Below are 25,848 nucleotides of genomic sequence, written 5' to 3'. Positions count from 1 at the left end.
TCACCCCTCTCGCACTGCAGGCACACCTGCCTCACTATCCCCGCGACGCGCCGTTGGTCGGCGGGCTGGTGCTCCTGACCGTCGTCACACTCTGTGCGATCGCCATCTCGCGGTTCCGGCGGAAATGAGGCGCGCGAAGGGCGTCCAGGACGGCCCGACTGCGTGGCGGCAGGCCGATCATCTGGGCCGAGCGGGCTCAGCCGTCTGCCTCTTCGCTGAGCAGGCCGACGTCGTCGGCGCAGGAGGCGGCGGTCTCGAACGTCTGGGTGAAGGCACCCGCCTGCTCATTCCATCCCCGGGTCAGGATCGCGGCGTGGATCTCGTCTCGGACGCGTGTCCAGTCGGCGACCCGGGAGGCGGCCCCCAGCACCGGGGCCAGGGCGATCGCCCTGTCCAGTCCCACCCAGCACATCAGCTTGGAGTGCGTGAAGTGCCGGCTGGAGCCTCGGACCTCCCACAGACTCTGATCGGGCTCCTGCCGGCGGCGCGCGGCGGTCTCGGCCACTCCGATCAGCAGCGAGCGGGTGAGGGGGTCGAACGGGCCGATGTCCCGGTAGGTCTGGTGGGCGGCGTCGAGCAGTTCGCCGTACACGTCGAGCTGACGCTGACGCCAGGCGTCGTTGCCGACCCGTACGGGTGCGCTGTCCCGCCACCCCCACAGATGCGATGGCCGCCGTTCACTCAGGTCGCGCTCGCCGCCGATGCCGTACATGATCTGCAGGTCCGGGCCCGCGTCGACCTGGGTCGCGCAAACGCGGGACAGGAAGGTGAAGAAAGCCGTTTCCTCCTCCTCGCAGGTGGCCGTGTTCAGGGCGTGCAGGGTGAAGCTGGCATCGCGCACCCATGTGTAGCGGTAGTCCCAGTTGCGCTCTCCGCCGATGCTTTCCGGCAGGGAAGTGGTGACCGCGGCCACCATGGCCCCCGTCGGGGCGTAGGTCATCGCGCGTAGAACCCGGCCGCTGTGGTTGACGTGCCGGCGCCAGGGCCCCTCGTAGTCGGCGTGACCGCGTGACCAGGAGCGCCATCCCGCGACGGTGTCGCGGATCCGGCGCGCGACGGCCCAGGAGGTACGGCGCGGCGGGTCGGGCGCCCAGGCCTGGCCGACGTTCTGTCCCGCGCGCAGGGTGAGAGCATCCAGGAGCACCAAGGTGCCCTCGCGCGTCCGGAACGTGGTCTCCAGCACAAGGGTGTCCTCGACGTACCGGCGAGTCACCTCGGCCGGACAGGCCGGCCGGATCGTCCAGCAGCCGGCCTCTTCGTCCAGCAGCCGGGCGAAGATCGCCAGGCTGTCGAAACGCGGCAGACACAGCCAGTCGACAGAGCCGTCGGACGTGACCAGCGCGGCGGACCGGCAGTCCGACAGCATCGCGTAGTCGCCGATCGGCCGGGCGCTCAACGGCCGAACCGCCCCGCAGCCAGGCGTCGCAACACGTAGAGCAGTGCTGAGGCAGCGAAGAGCACCAGGGTGACCAGAATCCATCGGTTGAGATAAGGGATGGTGCTCAAGCCGACCGCCGCCCTGTAGTTGGGCTCGGCGCCGCTCAGGATGAGTGGGAACCACACCAGCAGTAGCAGGCCGGAGAACGCGGTCGGCACGCGCAGGTAGTTGATCGGAGCCGGCCGCCGCCCCGTCGGCCGATGCCGAGGCCGAGCAGCCGTACGACCACGGCGACGGGCACGTGCGGTGGAAGATCGGGCGGCGAGGTCGGCGGCGGAGTAAAGAGGGAACAGCACCAGATCATGGAGGATGACGGCCCCCACGAACCACACCAGAAAGCCCGGCCAGATCCCTGCTTCGACCACCCGGGTGGCGGCGTAGGCGGCGACCAGGAAACAGAGGGCGAGTGCGAGCAAGTGCCATGGAGGGGCGCCGTAGGTTCTGGCCCATCGGCTGCGGCCGTTCAAGATCGTTCCTGGGTGAAGTCGAGCTCGCGTACCCACTTCGTGTTGTGGACTCCGGGAGCGTTGGGGACGATGACCCGCGCCGGGTAGCCGTGGTCGAGGGACAGGTCGGCGCCGTTGACCCGTAGTGCCAGCAGCGAGCGCGGGTCGGCCACCTGCGCGGCGCTGAGCGAGGCCTGGCCGAAATAGCCCCCGCGTTGCAGAGACCTGGCGGTGACACCTGTCGAGCCGGTTCGGATCCCGATGAGGCGGCCGAGGTCGGCCAGCCGTACGCCGGTCCAGGTCTGGACGGTCGACCAGCCCTCCACACAGGCGATCGGCAAGGCGTAGGTGTACAGCGGCATCGCCAGCAGGTCCGCGCGGGAGAGTTCCAGCCGGTTCGGTCCCGTGAGTGTCAGCCTCCAGAGCTCGCCTGTCTGGGCCGGTGTGACGCCGAGGCTCGCCGCCGTCTTGTTGACCTGGAAGTCGTTAGGGCCAGTACCGTAGAAGCGCCCATGAGGAGCGAGCAGCGCGGTACGGCGCAACGGCCCGTCGACGCACTGGCCGACGGACAGGCCGAACATGACCAGCGAGCCGCCGCCGGCGAAGGCCAGCAGGCCGCGCCTGGACATCGTGGGAGGCGCCGGGTCGGCGGCGACCAGGCCATCAGGGTCCGGCGGCTCCGGGCGGGTGTCCCCCACAGAAGTACGCAGGTAGTCGCGCAGACCGTACGTCCGCAGCGTGTGGATGACGCGGGGCAGCTTGATGACGACGTGGACGACGAACGCGGCCAGGAAGATCCACGCGCCATAAAAGTGGGCCGGGTAGAAGGAGAACGGGAAGACGTAGAAGAGCTGGACGTTGAGAATCCCGGTCACGAACTGGAATACCGCACCCCCGACCAGGAGCAGCAGGCCGGCCCGCTCGGCGGCCTCCGCCACGGAGCGGGCGGGCGGCCAGGAGAACAGCTTGGGGATGACCGACCACAGCTTGGCCAGCAGTATCGGCACCAGTGTCAGCCCGCCGATGACGTGCGCGCCCTGGGTGACCCGGTACAACCAGACCGGGTCCGTGGGCCAGTCGAACAGGTAGAAGCCCAGCAGCCCCCTGCCGGGGGTCGTGTCGTTGCCCGGTAGTCTCGGCTCGTAAGCGGCGTACGACATCAGCCCGGTGATCGCGACGATGGTGATCCCAGCTAGCAGGATCAATCCGAGCACCGAGGTCAGCCAGGGACCGCGTAGCGGGCTGCGCCAAAATTCTGGCCGGAACGGCCCGGGCGGCCGGCTCCACCTCCTGAGGCGCGCGGCCAGGCGGCTCTTCTTGTCGGGCTTGACTTCACGATCGCGCCCATGCGATGAATCCGGCACCGAGCCCCCTGAAATCCAATGTCGGCTGTCGGTCTCCTCACCGAAAACGGTCCTTCCAAAGCCACGTCCCGGCACCCATTCGGCAATGTCCGGCCGCTCTTCGCAGTCTCAGGGAGTTGTACGCGCTGCCGTTTGGAGAGCGGACCGCGCGTGCGACGAATCCGGCGGTCACCATCAGCGCGGCGAGGGCGTAGGCGATGGTCCCGAAGCCGGCGCCGGTGCCCATGTAGGCCGCGCCACTCGCCAGCGGGACGCCGAGCCACTCCCACCGACCGTCGAGGGCGACCAGCGCGACGATCAGTACGGCGTACCAGGAATAGCCGGGCGTGAACACGAGGAACCCCACCCCGGTCACCGACAGCGCGCCCTGCCACGGCCGGTCCGCGTCACCGTGGCGCAGGACGTGGAAGATCACGATCCCGACGATGACCAGGGCCGCGGCCAACGCCCACGAGCCGGGAAGGACCAGTCGCAGCAATGCGTACCGGCCCCTGCGGCCGGCATCGTCGTAACCCTCCTCGGTCAGGTACCCGAAGAGGTATCCGAGTACCGAGCCGCGCGAGGCGAGCGCGTACGGCAGATAGGCGAGCGCCACGACGAGAGCGGCGGGGCCGAGGACGGCCAGAGCGTCGAGCATCCGGCGCGCCGGTGTCCTTCCGTCTGCCGCGAGAACCCCGGAGAGTGCGCCGGGGACGGTGACGGCGGGCAGCAGCTTGACCGCGGTCGCCGCGCCGAGCAGTGCACCGCCGAGGCCCCTGTGCCGGTTCACCGTGCTCAGGGCGATGACGGCGAGCAGGACACCGAGCCCGTCGACGTGGGCGTTGTTCACCAGTTCGAGCGGGACGGCGGGACACCATGCGTAACAGGCGGTGTACGCCGCGGCATTGCCCCGGGTGCCGGCCCGCCGGCCGAGCGCGATCAGCAGCACGGCCGAGGTCGCGAACGCCAGCAGCGCACCGGCGATCTGCACCGGCTTGTGCCGTGCCCCTTCGGGAGAGAGTCCGTGCACCAGGAGGAAGTACGCCTCCGCCAGCGGCGGATAGATGGTGTGCACGCCGGGGCGGTTGATCCGCGTGCACGACGCGACCGTGTCCCCGGAGGGGATCGGGTAACGATCGGGCCCCTCGCAGCCGTCGCCGCGGGGGAAGAGCCAGTGATCGCGCAGCCGCGCCAGTGCCGCCTCGGCCGGTGCGTGGTCGTAGGGCGAGACACCTGCGGCCTGAACCCGTCCGTCCCAGACGTAGCGGTAGGAATCGGTGCTGGTGGCGGGCGGCGAAAGGAGGCCGGTGGCGGTCACGGCGATCCCACCGGCGACCAGCAGGCACATCGCCTGGCGTGTGGGCAGCCCGCGCACGGCCCATAGGGCCGCACAGAAGAACGCCCAGGCGAGCGCGTACGGCCAGAACAAGCCGCGGCGGTCTGCGGGAACGGCGTCCTGACCGATCGCCCACGCGAGCGTCCCAGCCAGGGCGACCAGCAGGAGGGCCGTTCCCGCCGTGCGGCGGATCACGCCGGGCAGGCCAGGGGTGCGGTGGCGAACTCCTTCATGCCTTCGTCGAACCCGATCCGGGCGTGGAAGCCGAGTTCCGCGTTCGCCTTGTGTGGAGCCGCCACGATGTGGCGGACGTCGCCCAACCGGTACTTCCCCGTCGTCACCGGCTCCGGCCCGCCACACTGACCGGCCAGTGCCGCCGCCATGTCGCCGATGCTGCGCGGCTCCCCACTGGCGATGTTGTACGCGGCCAACAGGCCGGGCCGGCCGCCGGAGAGCGCGGCGACGTTCGCGCGGGCGACGTCGTGGACGTGGACGAAGTCCCGCAACTGCCTGCCGTCCTCGAACACCTCGGGCGCTCGACCGGCCTCCAGCGCGGATCTGAAGATCGCCGCCACCCCCGAGTACGGCGTGTCCCGTGGCATCCTCGGCCCGTACACGTTGTGGTACCGCAAAGCGACGACCGTGCCGCCGGTCTCGCGTGCCCAGTTGGCGGCCAGATGCTCCTGTGCCAGCTTGCTGGTGGCGTACGCGTTGCGGGGATCCGTCGGCGCGTTCTCGTCGATGGCGGCGTGGACCATCTCCGAGTCGCACCGAGGGCAACGAGGTTCGAAGTGGCCGCGTGCCAGAGCGGCGGCGGCACGCGGTGCGGGCCGTACCCGGCCGTGACCAGGACAGTCGTAGGCGCCCTCGCCGTAGACCACCATCGAGGAGGCCAGCACCAGCCGCCCGATCCCATGCCGGGCCATCGCCGCGAGCAGCACCGCCGTGCCGTACACGTTGACCGAGGCGTAGTCCGGAAGGTCGGCCACGTTCACGCCGAGCCCGACCTTGGCCGCTTGGTGCACGACGACGTCGACCCCTGCCATCGACCGGTCGAGCGCGACGGCGTCGCGCACATCTTCGCCGCTCCTGAGGTCGAGGCGGACCACCTCATGTCCGGCCGCTTCCAGTGCCTCCGTCACATGACTCCCGATGAATCCGGCCGCGCCGGTGACCAGTACCTTCGCCTCGCCGTCGATCACGACAACACCGCCGTTCCGGCGAGCGCGGCGGCGAAGCGGGAGCGGGGAGCCAGCGCCGCCACCTCGATCGCGTCCGCCATGGTGTCCACATCGGTCAGGCAGGGCAGGCAGGCGACGCTCATCCCGGCCTCGGTCAGTCTGTTCAACTGGATCTCTCCTGTGGTCGGCTCGGACATCGGCACGCCGAGCAGCAGATCGGGATCGGGTGCGCGCAGCCCGAGCAGCCAGAACCCGCCGTCGGTCGCGGGTCCGAACACCGCGTCGTGGGCGCCGAGCAACGACAGGGCGCCGGCCAGCAGACCGGCGGTCACCTGCGGGGTGTCCATGCCGATGAGTACGATCGGGGTGGGCGAGAGCCGGTGGGCGTCGTCGAACGCGGCGGCGAGCCTCTCGTCCAGGCCGTCCCCGCGCTGCGGGACGATGGTGAACCCGGGCGGCAGCCACGCTCCGGGAGCCCCGTCGAGAGCGATCACGCGGCGGCCCGCCGGGACCCGGGTGACCGTCCGCAACGTGTCCTCCAAAGCGGCGCCCGCCAGCGTCGCGGCCTCACGCGGAGTGCAGGGCGGGGTCAGGCGCGTCTTCACCTTTCCCGGTACGGGCTCCTTGGCGATCACCAGGAGCTGCGCGCCACCGGCATGGTGCGGACTCACGTCATACCGCCCTGTCGGCCATGACCCGGCGCATGTCGCCGATCGTCCGGAGCGTGCCGCGCACCGTACCGGTCACCTTCGACCTCCCCGTACGGGCCAGATAGTCCACCTCGACCTCGGCGATCCGCCAGCCGGCCGCACCGGCGCGCAGCACCATCTCCAGGGGGTAGCCGAACCGGCGGTCCACCAGCTCCAAGGCCAGCAGGGCGGCACGTCCGCACGCCCGCATCGGCCCCAGGTCGTGCAGGTCGGCACCGGTACGGCGGCGCAGCTTCCGAGCCAGCACGGCGTTGCCGAGCCGGGCGTGCACCGGCCAGGAGGCGCCCCGCCCAAGGACACGGCGGCCGAGCACCAGATCGGCCTCACCCGCCAGAACCGGCCCGGTGACGCGCGGCAACTGCCCGGGATCGAGGGACGCGTCGGCGTCCATGAAGCACACCACGTCAGCCGTCGCGGCCGTCAGCCCCGCGTGGCACGCGGCGCCGAATCCGGGCCGAGGCTCGGTCACCACCATCGCGCCGAACTCCGCCGCGACCCTCGCGGATCCGTCGGTCGAACCGTTGTCGACCACGATCGGGCGGAAGCCGGGCGGCATCCGCCCGAGCACCCAGGGCAGGGCCGCCTCCTCATTCAGGCAGGGCAGGACCACGTCGATCTCCATGGGCCGACGCTAACGCGGCGACAGCGCCATTTCCCTTACGAAAGGATGACGTCGTTCCGAGAAATGACCGGCTCGGGTCCACGGAAATACAGTTTCATGGTCGTCCTCGCGGTTTGGACCGCTGAGCCCTTTGTTCCCGGCGGGACATGCGGCTTGTCCTGCTCCGTCATACTTGGCTTTTCACTGAGGGCCTGATGGACGCACTTTTGCCAGGCTGTCATGTCCTTGCGCCCGTAAGAGCCTCGTAAGGATCGGCGCCGACTCGTCGGGGTAGTGTTTACACATGATCATCGGTAGCCGCGCGAACATCGCCCACCACTAGGAAAAGCCGCGTGATCGGCACTCTCTACGAAGACTGCCTCAATGGCAGAGCCGTGGAAATCGAATATTCCGACGGCCTGATACAGCCGCTCTCCGCCGAGCGCTGGCTCCGGTACAACGAGGGCGACGAACACATTCTGGCCAGATGCGGCGGCCCCACTCTCGATGTCGGTTCGGGGCCCGGAAGACTGACCGTTGCGCTCGCCCGGATGGGGATTCCCGCCATGGGCATCGACATCGCGCCCTTGGCCGTGGAGCTGACCCGCCGCGCCGGCGGCCTGGCACTGCGCAGATGCGTCTTCCAACCCCTTCCAGGAACAGGGCGGTGGGCCGAGGTGCTCCTGGCCGACGGCAACATCGGCATCGGCGGCGACCCGGATGTCCTCCTCCGGCGCCTGCGCGAGCTGGTCAGGCCAGGAGGCACGGTGATCGCCGAACTTTCGCCCCCGGGTTCACCCAGCGGGGTCCACACCGTACGGTTGCGCCAGGCCGGGCGTACGGGCGACTGGTTCACCTGGGCGACCGTGTCGATCGACGACATCGCCCCCCTTGCCCGGCGGTCCGGGTTCCCCACCGTCGAACGCTGGAACGCGGCGGGGCGATGGTTCGCCTCCCTCTCATGACCCGCCAGTGCCGCGGGCCCCAGTCGTCTGTCGAGATCTTGTTCCAGTTCATGAAGGATCCCCAAGGCGACGTCACGACGCCGGCAACCCGCAGCGGTCAGTCCGACGAGGGTGCTGCGCGGAAATCCCGGCCCCGGCGTACTGGCCAGCAGGCCCTCTCCGAGAAGCTGCGTGACAGCGCGATGCATCGTGCGACGCGCAGGTGGCCCAAATCGTCCCACTCCGGGGAGTCGAAACCGAGCCGCCCGGGGACGCCGGTCGCCTCCATGTCGCGTCGAACGGCGAGCACCGCGCCGTCCAGCACCTGCTGCCTGGCCACCGCCCGTCACGTCCGCGTCGAGGACGGCAGCGGGCGGTTGGTCGTGGCCCGGTACGGTGCTCGGCCGCGAAGGCGGCGGCGTACGAACCCGGTGTGGCGCACCCTACCTGAACCCCCGGTGCGCGCGATCGTGCCGGAAGGCGTCGAGGCGGTCGAGGTCGAGCAGGCAGGAGGACAGCGGCGCGTCCGGGCAGGCGGTGAAGAAGTCGTCGGCGGCTTCGGGGCAGGGGTTGGCGAACCCGGTCACGCCCGCGCACGGCCGGCCCTGGTAGGCGGCCTCGTGATGCCAGTCGCTGACCGCGACGTACGTCATGAACTCGTACGCCCGCGCCACGCTCATGTGCCGCCACAGCGCGCGGGCGGGGCGGGGGCCGTCCCAGCGGGTGACGGAGAAGGCGGAGACCAGGACGACGTCGAGGTCGTCCTGTCCGGCCAGGGTCGCCGAGTACCACAGGTCGGCGCAGAGCAGCACGCGCAGGCGGCGTCCGGCCAGTTCGAACGCGCCCCCGGCCCTGCCCGGCACCACGCCCGAGCGGCGCTCGACGTCATAGGGGTGGACCTTGTCGTACTCGGCCACCAGCGCGCCAGACGGATCGATCACTGCACCCCGGTTGACCAGGCCCGCCTCGGTGCGGTCGTAGTGGGAACCGCCGGCGACCGTCGCGCCGGTGCCCGCGGCCAGGGCGGCGACCCGGGCCAGGTAGTCGGCGCGCGACAACGAGGACCCGGCCAGCTCGGGCAGGAGCAGCACGTCGCCGCGCACCGGCTCGCGCCCGGCCAGCTCCTCGATGGCGTCGAAGTTGGCGTGGCCGTCGGGAGACCAGATGGGGGGTTGAACCAAGAGGACGTTCACTCCTCCACTGTGGCTTATCCAGAGGAATGACGGTCATGTCCTGCGAGCGCAGCGGTTCCCGGCAGTGCCGCTGGCGCCGCGCGAGGAGGAGGTGCTCACCCATATCGCGCAAGGCTTCACCTACGACCAGATCGCCCGCCGGATGGGCATCAAGAAGTCCACGGTCGACACCCACGTCGAGCGGATCCGGCGCAAGCTGCAGGTAGGCAACAAGGCCCAGCTGATCGCCGCCGCCCTGGACCGGATCGCCGAGCGAGCCATCTGGGTCAACGCGGGCATCGCCTGGTGCGTCACCTCCCTGCTGTGCAGGAACGCCGCCGAACTGGACGAGACGCGAGAACAGGTGGCCAGGCTGGCCGCCGAACAGGAGCGCGCCAGGAACGGCCGCATCTTGCACGACCGGGTCCTGGAGGCCCTGGTCCGCGACGGCCAGGTGAGCGACGAGCAGGTCAGGCGGCACGTGGCCGCGGGCGCGGCACCCGCCCCTGCCCTCACGACCTCCCCGACACCGCCCTGTCGGTGGCCCCATGCCGGCCATTCGGCCAGGCGTGGAGCCTCAGCTCCGATCGTGGTCGCCTCTCTGTGACCGGTGAGCACCATCGTCTCGGGCGGCAGCGTCCGCTTGACACGGTCATCGAGATTCCTCTCGGGTCACACCAACGGCCGTCCGCTGGTCATGACCATGACGCCGGAGACCCGACGAATGTGACCACTCCCGCTGTCACATCTCCGCCGCGCGCCGGGTCATGGAGGCGACGGAACGGGCTCGGCCGCCGACACCTCGCGGAGCGTCCCTCGCGGGAGTCGTCACCTTCGCCGTGCCCGCGTCGTCATACAGGCGAAGACGAAACGCGAGCAAGTGGGTGTCCGTATATGGCAGCGACTGGGGCGTCTTCGAGGCTGTCCCGCCGGCCGCCGCCGCCCACGCGCAGGGATCGCCTGCCTCGGCAACCCCCTTTCACGAACCCGGAGGGAATCGTCCATGAAACTCACCGTCTTCGGCGCCAGTGGCGGCGTCGGCCGGCAGCTGCTCGACCAGGCTCTGGCCAAGGGGCACGACGTCACGGCCGTCGTACGGAGTCCGGCCAGGCTGGACGGGAAGCCGGTCCGCGTCGTGCGTGCCGCCGACCTGGCCACGGCCGACGTCACGACGCTGCTGCCCGCCGTCGAAGGAGCCGATGCCGTCCTGTCGGCGCTCGGCCCGCCGAACAACGCCGCGGCCGGGGTGGCCTCCAAGGGCACCAAGGCGATCCTCGCGGCGATGCAGGTCGCCGGGACCCGTCGGCTGGTCGTGGTGAGCGCCGCCCCGGTGGGCACCACCCCCTCTCCCGGCCGGCCCAACCCGCCCCGGCACGACCCCGGCGACGGGCCGTTCCTGCGCTACGTGGTCTATCCGATCGTCAAGGCCGCGCTCCGTCCGCAGTACCTCGACCTGGCCGTCATGGAGGACGACGTGCGCGACAGCGGCCTGGACTGGACGGTGCTCCGGCCGGTGCAACTGACCGACAAGCCGGTGACCGGCGCCTACCGGACGGCGGTGGGCCAGAACGTGCCGGGCGGCCGGTACGTCTCACGCGCCGACGTGGCCCACGCCATGCTCGCGGTGCTCGACCGGCCGGAAACGGTCGAGCAGATCATCGGCATGGCGAACTGACCCTCTCCTCACCGATCACAAGGGAGAAATCGTGAATGAAGTTCCGATCACCCGTACCGAAACGCCGGTTGACGAGCCGATCACCATGATCAACGCCTTCACCGTCCCGGTGGAGGAGTCGGAGACGTTCCTGCCGCTGTGGATGGAGAACGCCGAGATCATGGCAAGACAGCCGGGATTCGTCCGCGCGCGGCTGCACCGATCGATGATCGACGACGCCGAGCTGCGTTTCGTCAACGTGGCTCACTGGGAGAGCGGGAGGCGGCTCGAAGAGGCGCTGGGCAGACCCGAATGGCAGGAGAGCGCGCGGCGCCTGCTCAATGATCCCGGCCTGCACATCACCGCGCGGCCCAGCGTCTACGAGGTCATCGTCGACCTCCAGCCCTCCCGCGACGGAAGCACCACGCCAGTGACGCGCTGAAACCGGCATGGCCATGATCACGTGTCTGATCATGGCCATGCCGGCTTCTCCTACCGAACGGTCGACGCCCGTCCCACCGGCGGGCCCGGCGCCGCGCGGACGCTCCGGTCGTCGAGAGGGTGGAGAAGGTCCCGCCAGTCCGCCGGCCAGTTCGCCAGCGCCACGCCGATCATGATGATCAGGTGCAGCGGCGCCGACACCTCCTCATACAAGGGGGCGACGTCGATGAGGTGGGTCGTCACCGCGCCGATCAGCACGAACACCAGCCCCGCCGCGCCGACGAACCTGACCCGCCGCCGCGGGACGAGCATCATCAGCCCGAAGACGAGCTCCAGGGCGCCGACCACGAACCGCATCCACGGCGGCCAGCCCCAGTCGACGAACTTCTCCGCGTAGGCCGGACCGAAGAAGGTTGGCCCGGGCCAGAACTTGGTGACGAAGCCGATGAAGAACGACGCGGCCAGATACCAGTAGAGGACTGTGGCGAGCCGTCGCGGCCAGGTACGTGCGGTCATGAGCCCTCCGTCGTGTTCGCCATGCGACTCAGCCCCACTTCTGGCCGGCGAGCTGCCGGGTGGTGACGTTGAGCCGGTTCGCCAGGTTCGTGACCGCGGCCATCAGGATGATCGCGGCCAGTCCCGCCTCGTCGTAATGCCGGGCCACCTCGTCCCAGATGTCGTCGGGGACCGGGTCGCTGCGGTCGGCGAGCCGGGTGGCGGCCTCGGTGAGAGCCAGCGCGGCCCGCTCGGCGTCGGTGAAGTACGGCGTCTCCCGCCAGGCGACGACCAGCCCCGTCCGCTCGTCGCTCTCGCCGCTCTTCCTGGCGCTACGGACCCCCGACTCCACGCAGGGGCCGCAACCGTTGATCTGGCTGGCGCGCAGGTGCACCAGCCCCAGCGTGGTCTCCGGCACGCCGCCCGTACGGGCGGCCTTGAAGAGCTCCTGGATGGGCGCCATCGCCGTCGGCAGGACGGCGGCGGGATTCTTCATCCGTGTCTGCATGTGTTTCTCCGCTTCATCGGCTGGACTTCCGCCCTGATGACTCGCCGCGAGGGGAGGTTGTGACAGCGCGCCGCCTGTCACATCTGCGCGGTCGTTTCCGTCATCTGTTACAGACAGCACGAGAGGGACGGCGTCATGGAGGAGAAGGACCTGCTGGCCGGTTGGTTCCAGCAGCATCGCGACCATCTGTGGGCGGTGGCCTACCGGCTGCTCGGCTCGGCGAGCGAGGCCGACGACGCGCTCCAGGAGGCATGGCTACGGCTCAGCCGCGCCGGCGTGGAGGACGTTCGGAACGTGCCGGGCTGGCTCACCACGATCGTCGCACGGGTGGCGCTGAGCATGCTGCGCGATCGCCGGACGCGCCGCGAGGAGCCGCTACGCGTCTCCGGTCCGGACCCGATGGCCGGCCTTCGCGGGACGGACGATCCGGAGCACGAGGTGGTCGTCGCCGATTCGGTCGGCCTGGCTCTGCTGGTGGTGCTCGACATGCTCGCGCCGGCGGAACGAATCGCGTTCGTCCTGCACGACATGTTCGCCGTGCCGTTCGACGAGATCGCCTTGATCGTGAACCGCTCGCCGGCCGCGGCCCGGCAACTGGCCAGCCGCGCCCGCCGGCGCGTACAGCACCCGGCGGCCCAGGAGGCCGGGACCGGCTCCGTCAGACAGCGGGAGATCGTCGCCGCCTTCCGGGCCGCGTCCCGTGACGGTGACTTCGCGGCCCTGCTCGCGCTGCTCGACCCCGACGTGGAGATCAGCGCGGACCGCACCGCCGTGCTCTCCGGCGCGTCGAGGCTGGTACGAGGGGCGGACGGCGTGGCCGAGACCTTCGCCGGCCGGGCTCAGGCCGCCGAGCTCGCGCTCATCGACGGGGCGCCGGGTCTGGTGTGGGCGCCCGGTGGACGGCCACGGATCGTCTTCGCCTTCACCATCGCGAACGACCGGATCACACACGTCGGCCTGCTCGCCGACCCCGAATACCTGGAGGACATCGAACTGGTGATGCTCGGTGGGTAGGCGTCCGGCCGGGCCACCGACCACGCGGTTCCCGGCGCGGGGCCGTCAGGCGAAGAACCGGGCCGGCGACCGGGACACCCTCCACCGACTCCCCCGTCATCTCGCCGCGGAGGCGGTGTTCCTGGCACCGCACGCTGGGTGCGGAACCTCGGGTCCAGCGTCCAGGAGGACGAGGGCCACCGGGCGAGGTCGAGCCCGCCGATGAGGTCCGTTTCCGGCCTCCGGCGAGCTGGGCGAGCCGGGCTGTGTTGTCTCGGTTACCTACAGTCGCGATGCTGGTGCCATGAGCAGTCGAGGCAGGGGCCGCTGGGTGGTGTCGCCGGTCGCGCTCGCGGTGGTGCCGGTCGGGATCGGGCTGGTGGGGAACCTGGCGACCGGCACCGTCGAGGTGCAGGTCTGGTGGTGGGCGCCGGCCACCTGGGTGTTGACCGGTGTGCTGGTCGTGGTCGCCGTCGCGGCGCAGGTCGTGCGGTCGCGCGCCGTGCCGCCGAGCCGGGAGGCGGCGATGCGCGGCGCCGTGGGGGAGTTGCGGCGGCGGGTGCGGGAGCAGTGGGAGCACGAGGCGGTGTTGCGGGGCGTCCGTCAGCCGGTGCCGTTGCGGGTGCGGTGGTCCTCGACCGGCCGGCCGGTCGCGGGGGCGCGCCCGGTGGTGCTGGACGAGCAGGAGAGCACGTGGCAGGACCTGCCGCTGGAAGGCGACGTCACGCAGATCGTGGAGAAGTTCCGCGGGCTGCCCCATCGGCAGTTGGTGGTGCTCGGAGAGGCGGGCGCGGGCAAGAGCGTCCTGGCGATGCTGCTCACGCTCGGACTGATCGAGCAGTCGGCGGCGGACGATCCGGTCCCGGTGCTGCTGCCGGCCACGTCCTGGGATCCGCGGGAGGAGTCGGTACGCCGGTTCACGGCCCGGCGGCTGGCCGAGGACTACCCCATGCCGCCCGGCCTGCCGGAGGGCCGCCACCTGATGGACCTGCTGATGAGCGAGGGGCGGCTGCTGCCGGTGCTGGACGGCCTGGACGAGCTCCCGGCCGAGTCCCAGGAGCGGGCGCTGCGCAAACTGGACGAGTTCGCCGCGACGGGACGACCGCTGGTGGTCACCTGCCGCCCCCGCGAGTTCCAGCGAGCGGTGGACGCCGGCCGCCGGGTCGTCTCCCGGGCCGCGGTCGTGGAGATCATGCCGGTCGACGTGGAACAGGTGATCGCGTTCCTGTCCCACCCCGAGCCGTTCCGGCATCGCTGGGAACCGGTCTTCACCCACCTGCGTGACGCCCCCGACGGGCCGCTCGCGCGGGTGCTGTCCACGGCCTTGACGGTGTCGCTGGCCCGTACCGCCTACACCTCCGCGGAAACCGACCCCACGGCCCTGACTCGCCTCGGCGGCCGGGACGCCGTCACCGCGGCGCTCATGGACACGTTCGTGACGAGTGTCCACGACCCCGACCGGCCGGTGCCGCCCGACGGGCGGCCGCCACGACGGCACACCTCCGCCGCGGCCAGGCGCTGGCTCGGGTCGCTGGCCCTGCACCTGCGGCTGGTGGGCAGGACGGAACTGGTCTGGTGGCAGTTGTCCCCCGACCTGTACACCTTCGACGCGGAGACGATCAGGGTACGGGTCGTGACGGTCATCGCCGCCGTCGTGGGCGCCGGCGTCACGGCGGCGGCCGGCGCGATGCCAGGTGGGGCGGCGGCGTTCAGCGTGGCGGCCGCCCTGGCCGCCGCCGGGGCGGGCCTGCTGCGGCCACTCTGGCCGCACGCCTACCCGCTTCACGCGCCCGCCTCCTACTCGCCGGTTCGCCGCTCCCGGGTCCTGGCGCTGCGAGCCGGATTCGGCGTCGCGCCGGGGCTGCTGACCGGGGTCATCATCGGCGAGCCGCTGGTGGGAGCGGCCGGCGCCCTGGTCGTCGGGCTGCTCACCCTGGTCGTGCCGTTCCTGCCGTCGCGGACCGGGCCGCGGAGCACCACCCCACGTGCCACGCTGAACGCCAACCACCGCGCCACCGCCGTCGCCGCCGCCCAGCACGGCGGCACCGCCGCACTGGTCTTCGCCGCCTCCGCCGCGGCGCTGGCCCCGGCGGCGATTCCCTGGACCGCCGTCACCGCCGCAGCCGTCTACGGGTGGTTCGCGGCCTGCGGTGCGGGACTGTCGACCTGGATCGACTACAAGATCACCCATGTTCGTCTCGCCGCCAAGGGGCGGCTCCCCTGGAGGTTGTGGGCGTTCCTGGAAGACCAGCACCAGCGCCAAACCCTGCGTCAGTCGGGGACCGCCTGGCAGTTCCGCCACGCCCTGCTGCAACACCACCTCACCGCCACCCCGTACGCCGAGCATCTGTACGCCTGCGCCCGCCAGGGCGACGCGGGCGCCCTCGCACTCGTCGCCGACCGGCTGGTCGAAGAGGGCAGGCTTGAGGAGGCCGTCGTCATGCTCGGCGCGTGGGCCGACCACGGCGCCTCGGGCACCGCCGCGTCGGCCGGTCTCAAACTGGCCCGCTTGCTGGCCGAGCACGGCCGCGTCGAGCAACTGCGCGCCCGCGCCGACGCGGGCGACGCGCACGCCTGGTCGATCCTGGCCTACCTGCTGGAACGGCAGGGCCGGATCGAGGAGGCCGTCACCGTGCTGCGTCCGCACGCGGCCCGGGGCGCGGCGCCGCAACTGGCTCGGCTCCTCGCCCGCCAGGACGGTGCCCAGGAGGCCATCGACCTCCTGCACGCCCACCCCGACCAGGACCCCCACTGGGCCGGCACACTGGCCGAGCTGCTGGCCCGGCAGGGCCGGACCGAGGAACTGCGCGACCGCACCGCCGGGGACCGGCTGGCCCGGCTGCTGGCCGAACAGGGGCGCGTGGAGGAGCTGCGGACGCGCGCCACGGCGGGCGATCCCGACGCCGCCGTCCGGCTCGCCGGGCAGAGCAGCGTGGAGGACGCCCTCACCCTGCTGCGTCCGCACGCCGACCTAGGCGAGCGCACCGCCGGGGACCGGCTGGCCCGGCTGCTGGCCGAACAGGGGCGCGTGGAGGAGCTGCGGACGCGCGCCACGGCGGGCGACCCGCACGCGACCCACCACCTCGCCCGGCTGCTCGCCCGGCAGGGACGGCCGGAGGACGCGGTCGCCCTGCTCCTGCCGCACGCCGTCCCGGCGGAGAGATCGGTCGAGACGCATGCCGTCCTGCCGTTGCTCAGCCGGCTTCTGACGATGGCAGGGCGGGAGGAGGAGGCCCTCACCATGCTCGTCGCCCACGCCCACCTGGGCGACCCCGTCGCCGTCCGGCTGCTGGCCGACCGTGAGCCCCGACCCGAGGAAGCCTGATCGGCAGGTGCGACTGCTCGCCGGGGCGTCGTTCTCCAGCGCCCGGTACAGCGTTGACCGTCCGACACCGAGCTCGCGGGCCCGACCGGCCGCACCTCCGGAAGTAGTCCCTGGCCTCGACGCTGATCTCGCGGGAACGCCTCACTCCGGGACGCAGTGCACGCGGGACAAGACGTTGAGCAGCCTGTCCGTGGGGTTCTTGGCCCTGACCTCGTAGCTGCGGGTTTGCCGTCGGCGTCGAACACCAGGGCCGCCGTGCGGCCGATGACCACCCCGGTCCGGCCCTTCAGTGCCTCGACGATCTCAGGCGCACCGCCAGACGGCCGCGGCCGGCAGGTTGTTCTGGCCGCGTGTCGTACCGCCGATGGTGTCGTCGTCCCCGATCGTCGTGACGGAGGCGGCGGCGTCGAGCTGGCCCACCAGCGTTCCGAACCGCCAGACCCGGTACGGCGTGGACGTCAGGGAGCTGACGATGAGCCCGTTCCTGTTGATGTGCGCGGCCAGTGCGCTCTCGGGCAGCACGTGCGGCTGCCCGTTCCTGTCCCAGTACGCCGGCCGGTCCGGGTCGGAGCCCAGCCGGATCGATCCGGCCACCAGCCCGTCGGCGATGACCCGGGCGTACCCGAACTGCATGTCCGGCGCCTCCGACAGGCGGGTGAGCCGGCCGTCGCGCCACACGTGCGGCCACGGATAGGTCGCGTCCGTCCCCATCAGCAAGGTGCCGTCGTGGTCCACGTCGATCACCTTCATGCCCTCGGGCAGGCCTGGCACCCGCTCGACGACGCCAGGCCGGTCGTAGGGCCAGCGCACCACCACGACGATGCTGCTCGTGCCCTGCCAGACCACGGCGTGGCCGTAGACGTCGCCGCCGTCGGTGATCCCTATGGCTCTGCTGTTCAGCTCCGCGCCGGGCAGCGGGGTCAGTCTCTCCCACTGGCCGCCGCGGATGCGGAAGGAGATCGCCGACGCTCCGTAGAGGCCGGTCACGGACGTTCCCGCGATGGTCCCGCTGCTGTTCTGGCCCACGACCCGGTCGGTGCCGTGTCCGGAGGATCCGTAGTCGATGACCCGGCCGTCCTTCCAGTACATGACCCGCCAGCCGGTGCCGGGGAAGTAGGCGACGCCGGAGTACCCGCCGTTGTGGTCGGTGGCGTTGACCTGGTGCTGCGTCGCGCCGGCGGGCGCCTGGAGCGCCTGCATCCGCCAGACGCATGCCGAGCCGGCCGCCGCCTGGGGCATCGCGGCGAACGAGGCGAGGACCAGCACCGCCGCCATCACGATTCTCCCTGTCATGACTCCAGTCGATCGTGATCGGCCGGAGCGGGCATCTCCCTGAATGCGACAGTCCTATGTCGCCGGATCACCGTCACCGAACGCCGGCTCGGAGCTGACCGATGCAGCCCCCTCAACACGAGCTTGAACGATCACGCAGCCATGCGAAACCACAGGTGGAAGCCCTGAAGATCGGCGCGTCCCCCCTCCGGGGCCCCGCACCCGACGTCCGCCAGGCAAACCTTGTGGTCCCCAAGCATCCCTCACCATGACCCGAGGTGCTCGGTCAAGGTGCTGCGATGGGCGCCACCCAGCTGCTGAGGAGCCGGAGCGCTTGCGCGGTCGGGGAGCCCGGCTCGACGTTGTAGACGCACAAGGTCTGGTCGGGGTCGCCCGGCGGCTGGAGGGACTCGTAGTGGAAGTGCAGCTCGCCGACGAGAGGATGGTGGTAGTGCTTGGTGCCGTGGGTGCGGCGCAGCACGCGGTGGTCGTTCCACCAGGAGCCGAACTCCGGTGAGCGCAGGCGGAGCTCGCCGACGAGGTCGGCGAGCCGGCGATCCTGGGGATGGCGGCCGGCTTCCAGGCGGAGCATGGCGACGGTTTCCGCGGCGATGCGTTCCCAGTCGCCGGTGCGGGTTTTGGCTTCCGGGTCGAGCAGGTAGTAGCGGGCGAGGTTGCGCTGAGGCACGGCAAGGGCCTCGAAGTCGGTCAGCACCTCGCGGGCCAGGCGGTTGGCGGCCAGGACGTCCGTACGGCGGCCGAGGATGAAGGCGGGCACGTCGTGGAGGGTCTGGAGCATCAGGTGGAGGCCAGGCCTGACCCGCTGGGGGCTGACGGGGGCGTGGCGGGTGGGACGAGTCAGCAGGTCGGCGACGACGACCAGCCCGGCCTGCTTGGCGAGCTGGACGAAGTATCCGCCGACGGTGCCGGCTGCGCCGGTGACGGCGACCGTCGCGCCGGCCGGGAGCGCCAGCGTGTCGAGTGCGAGCCGGGCGGTGAGCCCGTTCATCGGGATGGTGGCGGCCTGAACGTCCGAGAACCCCACTTCGAGAGAGGCCCTGACTCAGAGGGAGAAGCAGGCCCACGACCCGATCCGGACAGAGCCGCACATCTGCCTTGTCAGCTCGTAGGCATGATCCCTTCTATGCAGCGCGTCGCTCGTCGGTCAACTCGTGAGCCAACCGGTCGGACGTCTCGGCTCGTACGACCTCGCGGGGCTTCGGGGGGCAAGGTCGGAGCGGGGGGTGACGAGGCCGCTTTCGTATGCGAAGACGATCGCCTGGGCGCGGTCTCGCAGATCGAGTTTGGCCAGGACGCGGCCCATGTGTGTCTTGACGGTCTGCTCGGCGACGACGAGGGCCGCCGCGATCTCGGCGTTGGACAGGCCACGGGCGACGTGGAGGAGCACCTCGGACTCGCGTTCGGTCAGCGACCGCACCCGGGGGGCGACGGTGGGCAGCGCGGGCCTGGACCGGGCGATCTCCTCGATGAGGCGGCGGGTCACCGAGGGGGCGAGCAGCGCGTCGCCGGCCGCCACCACCCGCACCGCCGAGACCAGGTCGGCGGGCGGCGCCTCCTTCAGGAGGAACCCGCTGGCACCGGCCCGCAGCGCCTCGTAGACGTAGTCGTCGAGATCGAAGGTGGTGAGCATCACCACCCGCGGCCGGTACTCGCCGGCGGGCGGCGCGAGGAGCAGGCGGGTCGCCCGCAGGCCATCCATCACCGGCATGCGGACGTCCATGAGGACGATGCCGGGCCGCAGCCGCCTGGTCTCGATCACCGCCTGCTCACCGTCGGCCGCGTCGCCGACGACCTCGATGTCGGCCTCGGCGTCCAGCAGGGCGCCGAATCCCGCCCGGACCATCGCGTGGTCGTCGGCGATGAGCACCCGGATCGTCACGCGCCCTCCTCCTGATGCCCGGCCCGGGTCAGGGGCAGCGTCAGCTCGACCCGGAAACCGCCCTGTGGCGCCGGCCCGGTCAGCAGGACGCCGCCCACCAGGGCGGCACGTTCGTGCATCCCGGCAAGCCCGTGGCCGGCGGCGCCGGCGGGCTCGGCGAGCGCGGGACCCGAACCGGCGGAGGGCTCGTTCTCCACCACGACCCGCAGCCCGGTGCCGTTGCCGATGATCGCGACGGCGGTGGCGGCACCCGGCGCGTGCCGGACGACGTTGCTGAGCGCCTCCTGCACGATCCGGTAGATCGGCAGCTCCGTACCGGGTGGCAGGTGCGGCGGCAGGCCCGTCACCGTCAGCTCGACGGGAATCCCGGCCCGCCTCGCGCTCTCCACCAGCACGCCCACCTGGCCGAGGCCCGGCAGCGGCGCGCGTTGCAGCGGCACGTCGTCGCTGCGCAGCACGCCCAGCAGACGCCGCATCTCGGCCAGCGACTGCCGAGCCGCCGCCCCGATGGAGTCGAACTCGCGCTCGGCGTCGGCCGGCACCCCGCCGAGCCTGCGGGCCGCACTGGCGGCCTGGACGGCGATCACCGACATGTGGTGGGCCACCACGTCGTGCATCTCCCTGGCGATCCTGGTGCGTTCCTCCAGCAGCTCACGGCGGGCCCGCTCGGCGAGGCCGACCCGTTCCTGCTCGGCGGCGCACGCCTGGGCCAGCCGCCGCGAGTGCAGGGCGTCGCCGGTGATCAGCGGCACCGGCACGACGGCCGCCACGAGCTGCAGCACCACGACGGCGTCGACGGACGACCGCGGCACCAGGGACACGACCACCACGGCGCCGAGGAGGGACAGCGCCCACACGGCCCCCAGCATCCATCGCGGCCGGTGCTGGGCCAGCGCGAACAACACGATCAGATAGGCGACCACGGACATCGGGAGCCACGGCCACGGGTTGTGCGCCGGCGGCGGCGAGACCACCAGAGGAGTGACCAGCATCCCGACGGAGATCATCAACCACGCGGTCACCGGCCGCCGCCCGCAGATCACGATCGGAGCCGCGCACGCCCCGGCGAGCGCCACCGTCAGCTCGGCCGGAGCGTCGTAGACGGTCGCGAGCATCCCCACGTTCATGGCGAACATGAAGCAGGTGAGCGCCCACGGCGCGGCGGCTCGCGCCTTGCGGAAGCGCAGCGGCGGCAGGACCGCGGGCACGGCCGGGGTGAAGACGTGCGACATGCGCCCACCGTAGCCCGTGACCTCGGCGAAGGGATCCGACCCGAAGTTGAACTCGTGCCTCCCACCTGGGTATGACCCGTGAGCCGGATGGCTCGAAAGTATGACGGGCAGGGACGGCTCCCTGGTGTGACGCACCTGGCCGGGGCCGCCTCCTAGCGTCGGGTCCCGTGAACGACAACAGGAAGACCAGGACGGCACGGCGGCTGGCCGCGCTACTGGCCGCGGTGAGCATCGCCGTGGCGGGACAGGCCGGCGCCGACGCGGCCTCTACGGGACGAGAGCCGTTGGACGGCCTGTGGCGGGCCGACGGATACGGCACGATCTTCAGCATCGTCCAGGGGCGGCTCACCACGTTCGACACGACCTCGATCAGCTGCCTGCCAGGATTGCTCTCGGCGAGACGTACGGCGGGCACACGCGGAGAGGCGTCCTTCGCGGCGCAGGAGGGCGGCCGGCGGATCGCCGTACGGACGAGCGGGCCGGGCCGCGCGCGGCTGCGTTACCTGGGCAGCGTCGGCGCCGTCGAGTTGCGGCGGCTGCCCGCCCTGCCCGCGGCCTGCGCCACGCTCACGCCAGGTGATCCGCTGAAGGTGTTCGACGTCTTCTGGACGACCTTCGCCGAGAACTACCCCTTCTTCGCACTCAAGGGCGTCGACTGGCGAGCCGTCCGGGACCGCCACCGATCCCGCATCGGCCCGGACACCGGGGAGGCGGAGCTGTTCGGCGTGCTGCGCGACATCCTCAAGGAGCTCGGCGACGCCCACACCGCGCTCCTCGCGGGCGACAGGCAGTTTGCCAGGCCGCTGCGGCCCGGCACCAGGCAGCTCGACGGACTACCGGCGTTCGTGGCCTTCGACAAGCGGGTCCGGGAGTTCGTCGAGCGGACAGCCACCCGCAAGCCCCTCCGGCAGTGGGGACAGGGCGTGATCGGGTACGCCGACCTCCCGGGCGGGTTCGGGTACCTGCGGTTGGGCGCGTTCGACGGCTACGCCGACGGCGGCTTCGAGGCCAACGCGGCCGAACTGGACCGCGCGCTCGACGAGATCTTCAGCGAGTCCCGCACCTCGGGCCCCGGCCGATTGCGCGGCCTCATCCTCGACGTCCGGGTCAATCTGGGCGGCTACGACGGGCTCGGCCTGCGGCTCGCCTCCCGGCTCACCGGCAGGCCGTACCTGGCGTACGTCAAGCAGGCCCGCAACACGCCGGAGGAGCCGCCCGGGTTCACCCGTCCCCAGCCGGTGCGGGTACGCCCGGCGTCCGGACCGGTCTACACGGGCCCCATCACGATGCTCACCAGCAGCCTGACCATCAGCGCGGGCGAAACCTTCACCCAGGCCATGATCGGCCGCATGCCCCGGCCCGAACGGATCGGAGAAAGCACCCAAGGAGCCTTCTCCGACTTCCTGTGGCGGAAGTTGCCCAACGGGTGGAGCTTCGCACTGCCCAACGAGCGTTTCCTGACCCGCGACGGCGTCTCCTTCGACGCGACCGGCATCCCGCCGCACCTGCCGGTTCCCGGCGTCCTCAGCGACGAGGAGCTCGACGGCGACCGTGACGCCGCCTTCGCCCGCGCTCTGGCCTTCCTGGCGAGCGGGCGATGACGTAGCGGCGCACGGCGCTCCCCGCCCGGCCGGGCCCAAGACCTTGATCGGGTCGCCCCTGACCAGGCGGGGACATCGCTGTCTTGTCGGAACGGATTCCGGATCCTACGGCCGCGCTTCGTGGCCGGCCTGAGCGCGATCCGGCTGACGGGTCCCGCGACCGGCGGCTGGAGGGGTGCGCGGCCGTAGGCGCTCGCCCTGCGGCCCGAACATGATCAGATACTCGACCGGACCTGGGTTGGTGTTCGCCACCCCGTGCGGGGTGCGGGTGTCGAACTCGGCGACGTCGCCGGGGGTCAGGATGAGGTCCTGGTCGCCGAGCGCGAGCCACAGCCGCCCATACAGGACACACAGCCACTCGTAGCCGTTGTGGGAGACCTGACGGGGCCGCGTGGGCGGGTTCTCAAGGGCGGGCAGGACGTGCTTGTGGGCGTGCAGGCCGCCGACGTACCGGGTCAACGGCAGCACCGCCTTGTCATCCCCGAAGCTCAGCGGCGCTCTCGCCCGCGGCTCTGCCGCGGGCGCGGGGGCGGGCGCGGTGCCGGCCAGTTCGTCCAGGGAGACGCCGTACTCCTTCGACAGCTGCAGCAGCACCTCCAGGGTGGGCTTGCGCCGGCCGGTCTCGATCCGGGACAGGGTGCTGGTCGAGATGCCGGTCGCGCAGCTGACACCGGCGAGCGTCGCGCCGTGGTGCTCGCGCACGGCTCGCAACCGGGGCCCCATCGCGGCCAGTGTGCCGTTGACGTCGTCGACCGCCACTTCCCCCCTCCTTGCCGTGCTGCTCCACCGCTCTGTCCTGCGAGTTTGCCAGAATGGCAAGGCTGGTCGCGCCGGGAGGGTGCCGCGCCGCATGATCGATGGGTAATCGCGTCCGTTGCCCGCGAACCGAGGAGAAGCCCATGCAGCCCGAGCCGACCGCCGAGCTCCGCCACCGCACCGTCGAGGCCCCGGCCGGGCGCCTGCACCTGGTCGAGCAGGGCACCGGCCCGCTGGTTCTGCTCGTGCACGGCTTCCCCGAGTTCTGGTACTCCTGGCGTCACCAGCTCCCGGCCCTCGCCGCGGCCGGACACCGGGCGGTGGCGATCGACGTGCGCGGTTACGGCCGCTCCTCCCGTCCGGAGGCGATCGACGCCTACCGGATGCTCGACCTGGTGGAGGACAACGTCACCGTGGTGCGCGCCCTCGGTGAGGAGAACGCGGTGATCGTCGGCCACGACTGGGGTGCCAACATCGCCGCCGCCTCCGCCCTGCTCCACCCCGAGGTCTTCCGCGCCGTCGGCCTGCTGAGCGTCCCCTACGCGCCGCCCGGCGGCCCCCGCCCCAGCGAGGTCTTCGGCCGGCTCGGCGGCCCCGAGCAGGAGTTCTACGTCTCCTACTTCCAGGAGCCCGGCCGTGCCGAGGCGGAGATCGAGCCCGACGTCCGGGGCTGGCTCGCGGGCCTCTACGCGGCTCTGTCCGCCGACACCATGCCTGCCCCGTACGAGCCCGACCCGCACTTCGTCGCACGCGGCGGCGGTCGGCTGCGTGACCGCTTCCCCACGGAGGTCCTCCCTGCCTGGCTGAGCGAGGACGACCTCGACGTCTACGCCGGCGAGTTCGAGCGCACAGGGATCACCGGCGCACTCAACCGCTACCGCAACATGGACCGGGACTGGGAAGAACTCGCCCCGCACCGCGGCGCCCCGATCAAGCAGCCGTCCCTGTTCATCGGCGGCGCCCTGGACGCCTCCACCACCTGGATGTCCGACGCCATCGACGCCTACCCCGCCACCCTCCCCGGCCTGAGGGCCTCCCACCTCCTGGACGGCTGCGGCCACTGGATCCAGCAGGAGTGCCCCGACGAGGTCAACCGCCTGCTGACCGGCTGGCTCGCCACCCTCCGGGGCTGAACCAGGCGGGCTACCTGACAGCTTGGCGGTTCATCCGGGGTGGGGCGGTGACGTGGCGCATGGCGGTCCGCTCGGTCGCTGTCACGTGGCGACGCCACGCGGTGGCCGACGAACTGTGGCAGCTGCACGCCCGGCGCGACCAACCGCTCCTCGTCCTACGCTGACGAGGAGCGAGCGACGCCGCACGTGCGCCTGCCGATGATCACATCCGCCCAGGTCATGGCTCTCCGAGGGCTTCACGAGGCGTAGGCGAGCTTCGGTCACCCAAGAGACGGAAGCACGTACGGGGAATGATCCGCCGTACACCTTCCCCTGACCTGCCTCACCGTACGAACGCGTTCGCCGCACTCCGGGCACCCCCCACCCGGGCCGCCCGTTCTGTGGCAGTTGCGTGCTGGGCGGCAGTGCGGAGATGGTGAAGCGCGATGTCAGGTACGCCCGGCCGTCCGGCGCACGGACGGCACGGACGGGCCGAACCTAGTGAGTTACCAGTTGGCGTCGCTGATGGGCTCCAGCCGGAACTTCTCATTGTCCTGGGTGCCGGAGTCGTACTGGTTCACGCTGGCACCCCAATCGAGGCTGGCGTTCTCGATGGCCAGCACCTTGCCCGAATGCTTGACGACGATGCGGACGTAGCCGTCACCGGCGTCGCGCAGCTCGAACTTCTCGTTGTCCTGGTGGCCGGAGTCGTACTGGTTCAGGCTGGCGCCGTAATCGAGGCTGGCGTTCTCGATGGCCAGCACCTTGCCCGAATGCTTGACGACGATGCGGACGTAGCCGTCACCGGCGTCGCGCAGCTCGAACTTCTCGTTGTCCTGGTGGCCGGAGTCGTACTGGTTCAGGCTGGCGCCGTCCTTGAGGCTGGCGTTCTCGATGGCCAGCACCTTGCCCGAATGCTTGACGATCAGCCGGGCGCGAGAAGGGTAGGGAGCCATGGTTACCTCCTTGGTAGGGGAAATCGGGGGGTAGGGGCCTGACACACACCGGACGGCGTGCCCTGCCAGTGGTCACCACATTGAGCCGGTCGACACTCAAGGGTCACCACATAAAAAGCGCCACATATTCTTCAGCCACGAATCGTTTCGGCGATAATCCAGCACGCCCCCGCGTAATCCTTCTCGTTGTACTGCACGAGCCGGAAACGCATGGAGGAGTACTTGGGGTGCTTCACCACCCCTTCGGGAGTGACTATCAGCACCTTGCCGGAATGTTTGGCGAAGAGATTGTAAGCGCCGGCAGGATCACCATCGCCAGCCCCTATCCAGTCGATGACCGGGGCAACGACGCCCCGTTCGCCTCTCTATGAAACTTGATTCTGGACGGGAAATCACCCTCCAGCCGTGGCCACATCCGGACAGGATTCAAGC

24 protein-coding genes are annotated in these 25,848 nt (G+C 71.1%); 8 read left to right on the top strand and 16 right to left on the bottom strand.

Annotation, left to right across the window (positions count from 1 at the left end; genetic code table 11):
* Nucleotides 1–196 precede the first annotated feature (196 nt).
* From ACIA8R_RS45105 to ACIA8R_RS45075, 7 genes are all read right to left on the bottom strand, one after another.
* The gene (locus ACIA8R_RS45105) at nt 197–1,396 is read right to left on the bottom strand and encodes a glycoside hydrolase family 15 protein (protein WP_397043916.1); all 1,200 of its coding nucleotides are present in this window, start codon (nt 1,394–1,396) and stop codon (nt 197–199) included.
* A complete protein-coding gene (locus tag ACIA8R_RS45100; RefSeq protein ID WP_397043914.1) occupies nt 1,393–1,905 on the bottom strand; it encodes a hypothetical protein in 513 nt (170 codons plus the stop codon). Before ACIA8R_RS45100 ends, ACIA8R_RS45105 begins: the two co-directional genes overlap by 4 nt.
* Complete coding sequence (locus ACIA8R_RS45095) at nt 1,902–3,098, bottom strand: molybdopterin-dependent oxidoreductase (RefSeq protein ID WP_364100557.1); 1,197 nt, start codon at nt 3,096–3,098, stop codon at nt 1,902–1,904. The genes ACIA8R_RS45100 and ACIA8R_RS45095 overlap by 4 nt, the downstream gene beginning before the upstream one ends.
* A 187-nt stretch (nt 3,099–3,285) precedes the next feature.
* Nucleotides 3,286–4,758, bottom strand: a complete 1,473-nt coding sequence (locus tag ACIA8R_RS45090; RefSeq protein ID WP_397043911.1) for a glycosyltransferase 87 family protein — start codon at nt 4,756–4,758, stop codon at nt 3,286–3,288.
* Nucleotides 4,755–5,765 carry an NAD-dependent epimerase/dehydratase family protein gene (locus ACIA8R_RS45085; protein WP_364100551.1) on the bottom strand — a complete coding sequence of 337 codons (1,011 nt, stop codon included), beginning with the start codon at nt 5,763–5,765 and terminating at the stop codon, nt 4,755–4,757. Before ACIA8R_RS45085 ends, ACIA8R_RS45090 begins: the two co-directional genes overlap by 4 nt.
* Nucleotides 5,762–6,415: a TIGR04282 family arsenosugar biosynthesis glycosyltransferase gene (locus ACIA8R_RS45080; RefSeq protein WP_364100548.1), complete on the bottom strand. Its 654-nt coding sequence runs from the start codon at nt 6,413–6,415 to the stop codon at nt 5,762–5,764. Before ACIA8R_RS45080 ends, ACIA8R_RS45085 begins: the two co-directional genes overlap by 4 nt.
* A gap of 1 nt (nt 6,416) precedes the next feature.
* The gene (locus ACIA8R_RS45075) at nt 6,417–7,076 is read right to left on the bottom strand and encodes a glycosyltransferase family 2 protein (protein ID WP_397043909.1); all 660 of its coding nucleotides are present in this window, start codon (nt 7,074–7,076) and stop codon (nt 6,417–6,419) included.
* 332 nt (nt 7,077–7,408) lie between these two features.
* Between ACIA8R_RS45075 and ACIA8R_RS45070 the strand changes: the two genes are divergently transcribed.
* Nucleotides 7,409–8,020 (top strand): methyltransferase domain-containing protein, encoded by a 612-nt coding sequence (locus ACIA8R_RS45070; RefSeq protein WP_397043907.1) that lies wholly within the window; start codon nt 7,409–7,411, stop codon nt 8,018–8,020.
* 422 nt (nt 8,021–8,442) lie between these two features.
* Here the strand turns inward: ACIA8R_RS45070 and ACIA8R_RS45065 are convergent, their stop codons facing one another.
* Nucleotides 8,443–9,180, bottom strand: a complete 738-nt coding sequence (locus ACIA8R_RS45065) for a carbon-nitrogen hydrolase family protein (RefSeq protein ID WP_397043906.1) — start codon at nt 9,178–9,180, stop codon at nt 8,443–8,445.
* Nucleotides 9,181–9,256: 76 nt separating this feature from the next.
* On the opposite strand from ACIA8R_RS45065, the gene ACIA8R_RS45060 reads away from it, so the two are divergent.
* The 3 genes from ACIA8R_RS45060 (at nt 9,257) to ACIA8R_RS45050 (ending at nt 11,267) form a co-directional block, all read left to right on the top strand.
* Nucleotides 9,257–9,778 carry a response regulator transcription factor gene (locus ACIA8R_RS45060; protein ID WP_397043904.1) on the top strand — a complete coding sequence of 174 codons (522 nt, stop codon included), beginning with the start codon at nt 9,257–9,259 and terminating at the stop codon, nt 9,776–9,778.
* 396 nt (nt 9,779–10,174) lie between these two features.
* Nucleotides 10,175–10,846 (top strand): NAD(P)-dependent oxidoreductase, encoded by a 672-nt coding sequence (locus ACIA8R_RS45055; RefSeq protein WP_397043902.1) that lies wholly within the window; start codon nt 10,175–10,177, stop codon nt 10,844–10,846.
* A 31-nt stretch (nt 10,847–10,877) separates the two neighbouring features.
* Nucleotides 10,878–11,267: an antibiotic biosynthesis monooxygenase family protein gene (locus tag ACIA8R_RS45050; RefSeq protein ID WP_364100530.1), complete on the top strand. Its 390-nt coding sequence runs from the start codon at nt 10,878–10,880 to the stop codon at nt 11,265–11,267.
* A 50-nt stretch (nt 11,268–11,317) separates the two neighbouring features.
* Here the strand turns inward: ACIA8R_RS45050 and ACIA8R_RS45045 are convergent, their stop codons facing one another.
* Both ACIA8R_RS45045 and ACIA8R_RS45040 read right to left on the bottom strand, forming a co-directional pair.
* Nucleotides 11,318–11,782, bottom strand: coding sequence for a DoxX family protein (locus ACIA8R_RS45045; protein WP_397043900.1), 465 nt, complete (start codon nt 11,780–11,782; stop codon nt 11,318–11,320).
* 28 nt (nt 11,783–11,810) lie between these two features.
* A complete protein-coding gene (locus ACIA8R_RS45040) occupies nt 11,811–12,269 on the bottom strand; it encodes a carboxymuconolactone decarboxylase family protein (RefSeq protein WP_357708153.1) in 459 nt (152 codons plus the stop codon).
* 135 nt (nt 12,270–12,404) lie between these two features.
* Between ACIA8R_RS45040 and ACIA8R_RS45035 the strand changes: the two genes are divergently transcribed.
* Nucleotides 12,405–13,283 carry a sigma-70 family RNA polymerase sigma factor gene (locus ACIA8R_RS45035; RefSeq protein ID WP_364100523.1) on the top strand — a complete coding sequence of 293 codons (879 nt, stop codon included), beginning with the start codon at nt 12,405–12,407 and terminating at the stop codon, nt 13,281–13,283.
* Between the two features lie 283 nt (nt 13,284–13,566).
* Entirely contained in the window at nt 13,567–16,587 is a 3,021-nt protein-coding gene (locus ACIA8R_RS45030) for an NACHT domain-containing protein (RefSeq protein ID WP_397043897.1), read from the top strand.
* 303 nt (nt 16,588–16,890) lie between these two features.
* On the opposite strand, the gene ACIA8R_RS45025 is transcribed toward ACIA8R_RS45030, so the two are convergent.
* The 4 genes from ACIA8R_RS45025 to ACIA8R_RS45010 form a co-directional block, all read right to left on the bottom strand.
* Nucleotides 16,891–17,880, bottom strand: coding sequence for a hypothetical protein (locus ACIA8R_RS45025; protein WP_364103286.1), 990 nt, complete (start codon nt 17,878–17,880; stop codon nt 16,891–16,893).
* Between the two features lie 265 nt (nt 17,881–18,145).
* Nucleotides 18,146–18,904: a hypothetical protein gene (locus ACIA8R_RS45020; RefSeq protein WP_397043895.1), complete on the bottom strand. Its 759-nt coding sequence runs from the start codon at nt 18,902–18,904 to the stop codon at nt 18,146–18,148.
* A gap of 120 nt (nt 18,905–19,024) precedes the next feature.
* A complete protein-coding gene (locus ACIA8R_RS45015) occupies nt 19,025–19,759 on the bottom strand; it encodes a response regulator (protein ID WP_397043893.1) in 735 nt (244 codons plus the stop codon).
* On the bottom strand, nt 19,756–20,991 hold the full coding sequence (locus ACIA8R_RS45010; protein ID WP_397043891.1) for a sensor histidine kinase: 1,236 nt from the start codon (nt 20,989–20,991) through the stop codon (nt 19,756–19,758). The genes ACIA8R_RS45015 and ACIA8R_RS45010 overlap by 4 nt, the downstream gene beginning before the upstream one ends.
* Nucleotides 20,992–21,158: 167 nt before the next feature.
* Here ACIA8R_RS45010 and ACIA8R_RS45005 point away from each other — a divergent pair, with 167 nt between their 5' ends.
* A complete protein-coding gene (locus ACIA8R_RS45005; protein ID WP_397043889.1) occupies nt 21,159–22,592 on the top strand; it encodes a S41 family peptidase in 1,434 nt (477 codons plus the stop codon).
* A gap of 105 nt (nt 22,593–22,697) precedes the next feature.
* Here ACIA8R_RS45005 and ACIA8R_RS45000 read toward each other — a convergent pair whose 3' ends face one another.
* Nucleotides 22,698–23,351, bottom strand: a complete 654-nt coding sequence (locus ACIA8R_RS45000) for a helix-turn-helix domain-containing protein (protein ID WP_397043887.1) — start codon at nt 23,349–23,351, stop codon at nt 22,698–22,700.
* Nucleotides 23,352–23,491: 140 nt separating this feature from the next.
* On the opposite strand from ACIA8R_RS45000, the gene ACIA8R_RS44995 reads away from it, so the two are divergent.
* Nucleotides 23,492–24,481, top strand: a complete 990-nt coding sequence (locus ACIA8R_RS44995) for an alpha/beta fold hydrolase (RefSeq protein WP_397043885.1) — start codon at nt 23,492–23,494, stop codon at nt 24,479–24,481.
* Nucleotides 24,482–24,966: 485 nt separating this feature from the next.
* Here the strand turns inward: ACIA8R_RS44995 and ACIA8R_RS44990 are convergent, their stop codons facing one another.
* Nucleotides 24,967–25,416 carry an RICIN domain-containing protein gene (locus ACIA8R_RS44990; protein WP_364103305.1) on the bottom strand — a complete coding sequence of 150 codons (450 nt, stop codon included), beginning with the start codon at nt 25,414–25,416 and terminating at the stop codon, nt 24,967–24,969.
* Between the last annotated feature and the right edge of the window lie 432 nt (nt 25,417–25,848).

This window comes from Nonomuraea sp. NPDC051191 (assembly GCF_044455665.1).
In the GTDB taxonomy this organism is placed as follows: domain Bacteria; phylum Actinomycetota; class Actinomycetes; order Streptosporangiales; family Streptosporangiaceae; genus Nonomuraea.
Note: the sequence above shows the minus strand (reverse complement) of the source record. Positions and strands in the feature narration are given on the sequence as shown.

What these genes read in the sequence shown, in the direction of transcription:
- ACIA8R_RS45075 (WP_397043909.1), bottom strand. Translation starts at nt 7,076, where the DNA reads ATGGAGATCGACGTGGTCCTGCCCTGCCTGAATGAGGAGGCGGCCCTG.
- ACIA8R_RS45055 (WP_397043902.1), top strand. Translation starts at nt 10,175, where the DNA reads ATGAAACTCACCGTCTTCGGCGCCAGTGGCGGCGTCGGCCGGCAGCTG.
- ACIA8R_RS45045 (WP_397043900.1), bottom strand. Translation starts at nt 11,782, where the DNA reads ATGACCGCACGTACCTGGCCGCGACGGCTCGCCACAGTCCTCTACTGG.
- ACIA8R_RS45040 (WP_357708153.1), bottom strand. Translation starts at nt 12,269, where the DNA reads ATGCAGACACGGATGAAGAATCCCGCCGCCGTCCTGCCGACGGCGATG.
- ACIA8R_RS45035 (WP_364100523.1), top strand. Translation starts at nt 12,405, where the DNA reads ATGGAGGAGAAGGACCTGCTGGCCGGTTGGTTCCAGCAGCATCGCGAC.
- ACIA8R_RS45030 (WP_397043897.1), top strand. Translation starts at nt 13,567, where the DNA reads ATGAGCAGTCGAGGCAGGGGCCGCTGGGTGGTGTCGCCGGTCGCGCTC.
- ACIA8R_RS45025 (WP_364103286.1), bottom strand. Translation starts at nt 17,880, where the DNA reads ATGACAGGGAGAATCGTGATGGCGGCGGTGCTGGTCCTCGCCTCGTTC.
- ACIA8R_RS45010 (WP_397043891.1), bottom strand. Translation starts at nt 20,991, where the DNA reads ATGTCGCACGTCTTCACCCCGGCCGTGCCCGCGGTCCTGCCGCCGCTG.
- ACIA8R_RS44995 (WP_397043885.1), top strand. Translation starts at nt 23,492, where the DNA reads ATGCAGCCCGAGCCGACCGCCGAGCTCCGCCACCGCACCGTCGAGGCC.
- ACIA8R_RS44990 (WP_364103305.1), bottom strand. Translation starts at nt 25,416, where the DNA reads ATGGCTCCCTACCCTTCTCGCGCCCGGCTGATCGTCAAGCATTCGGGC.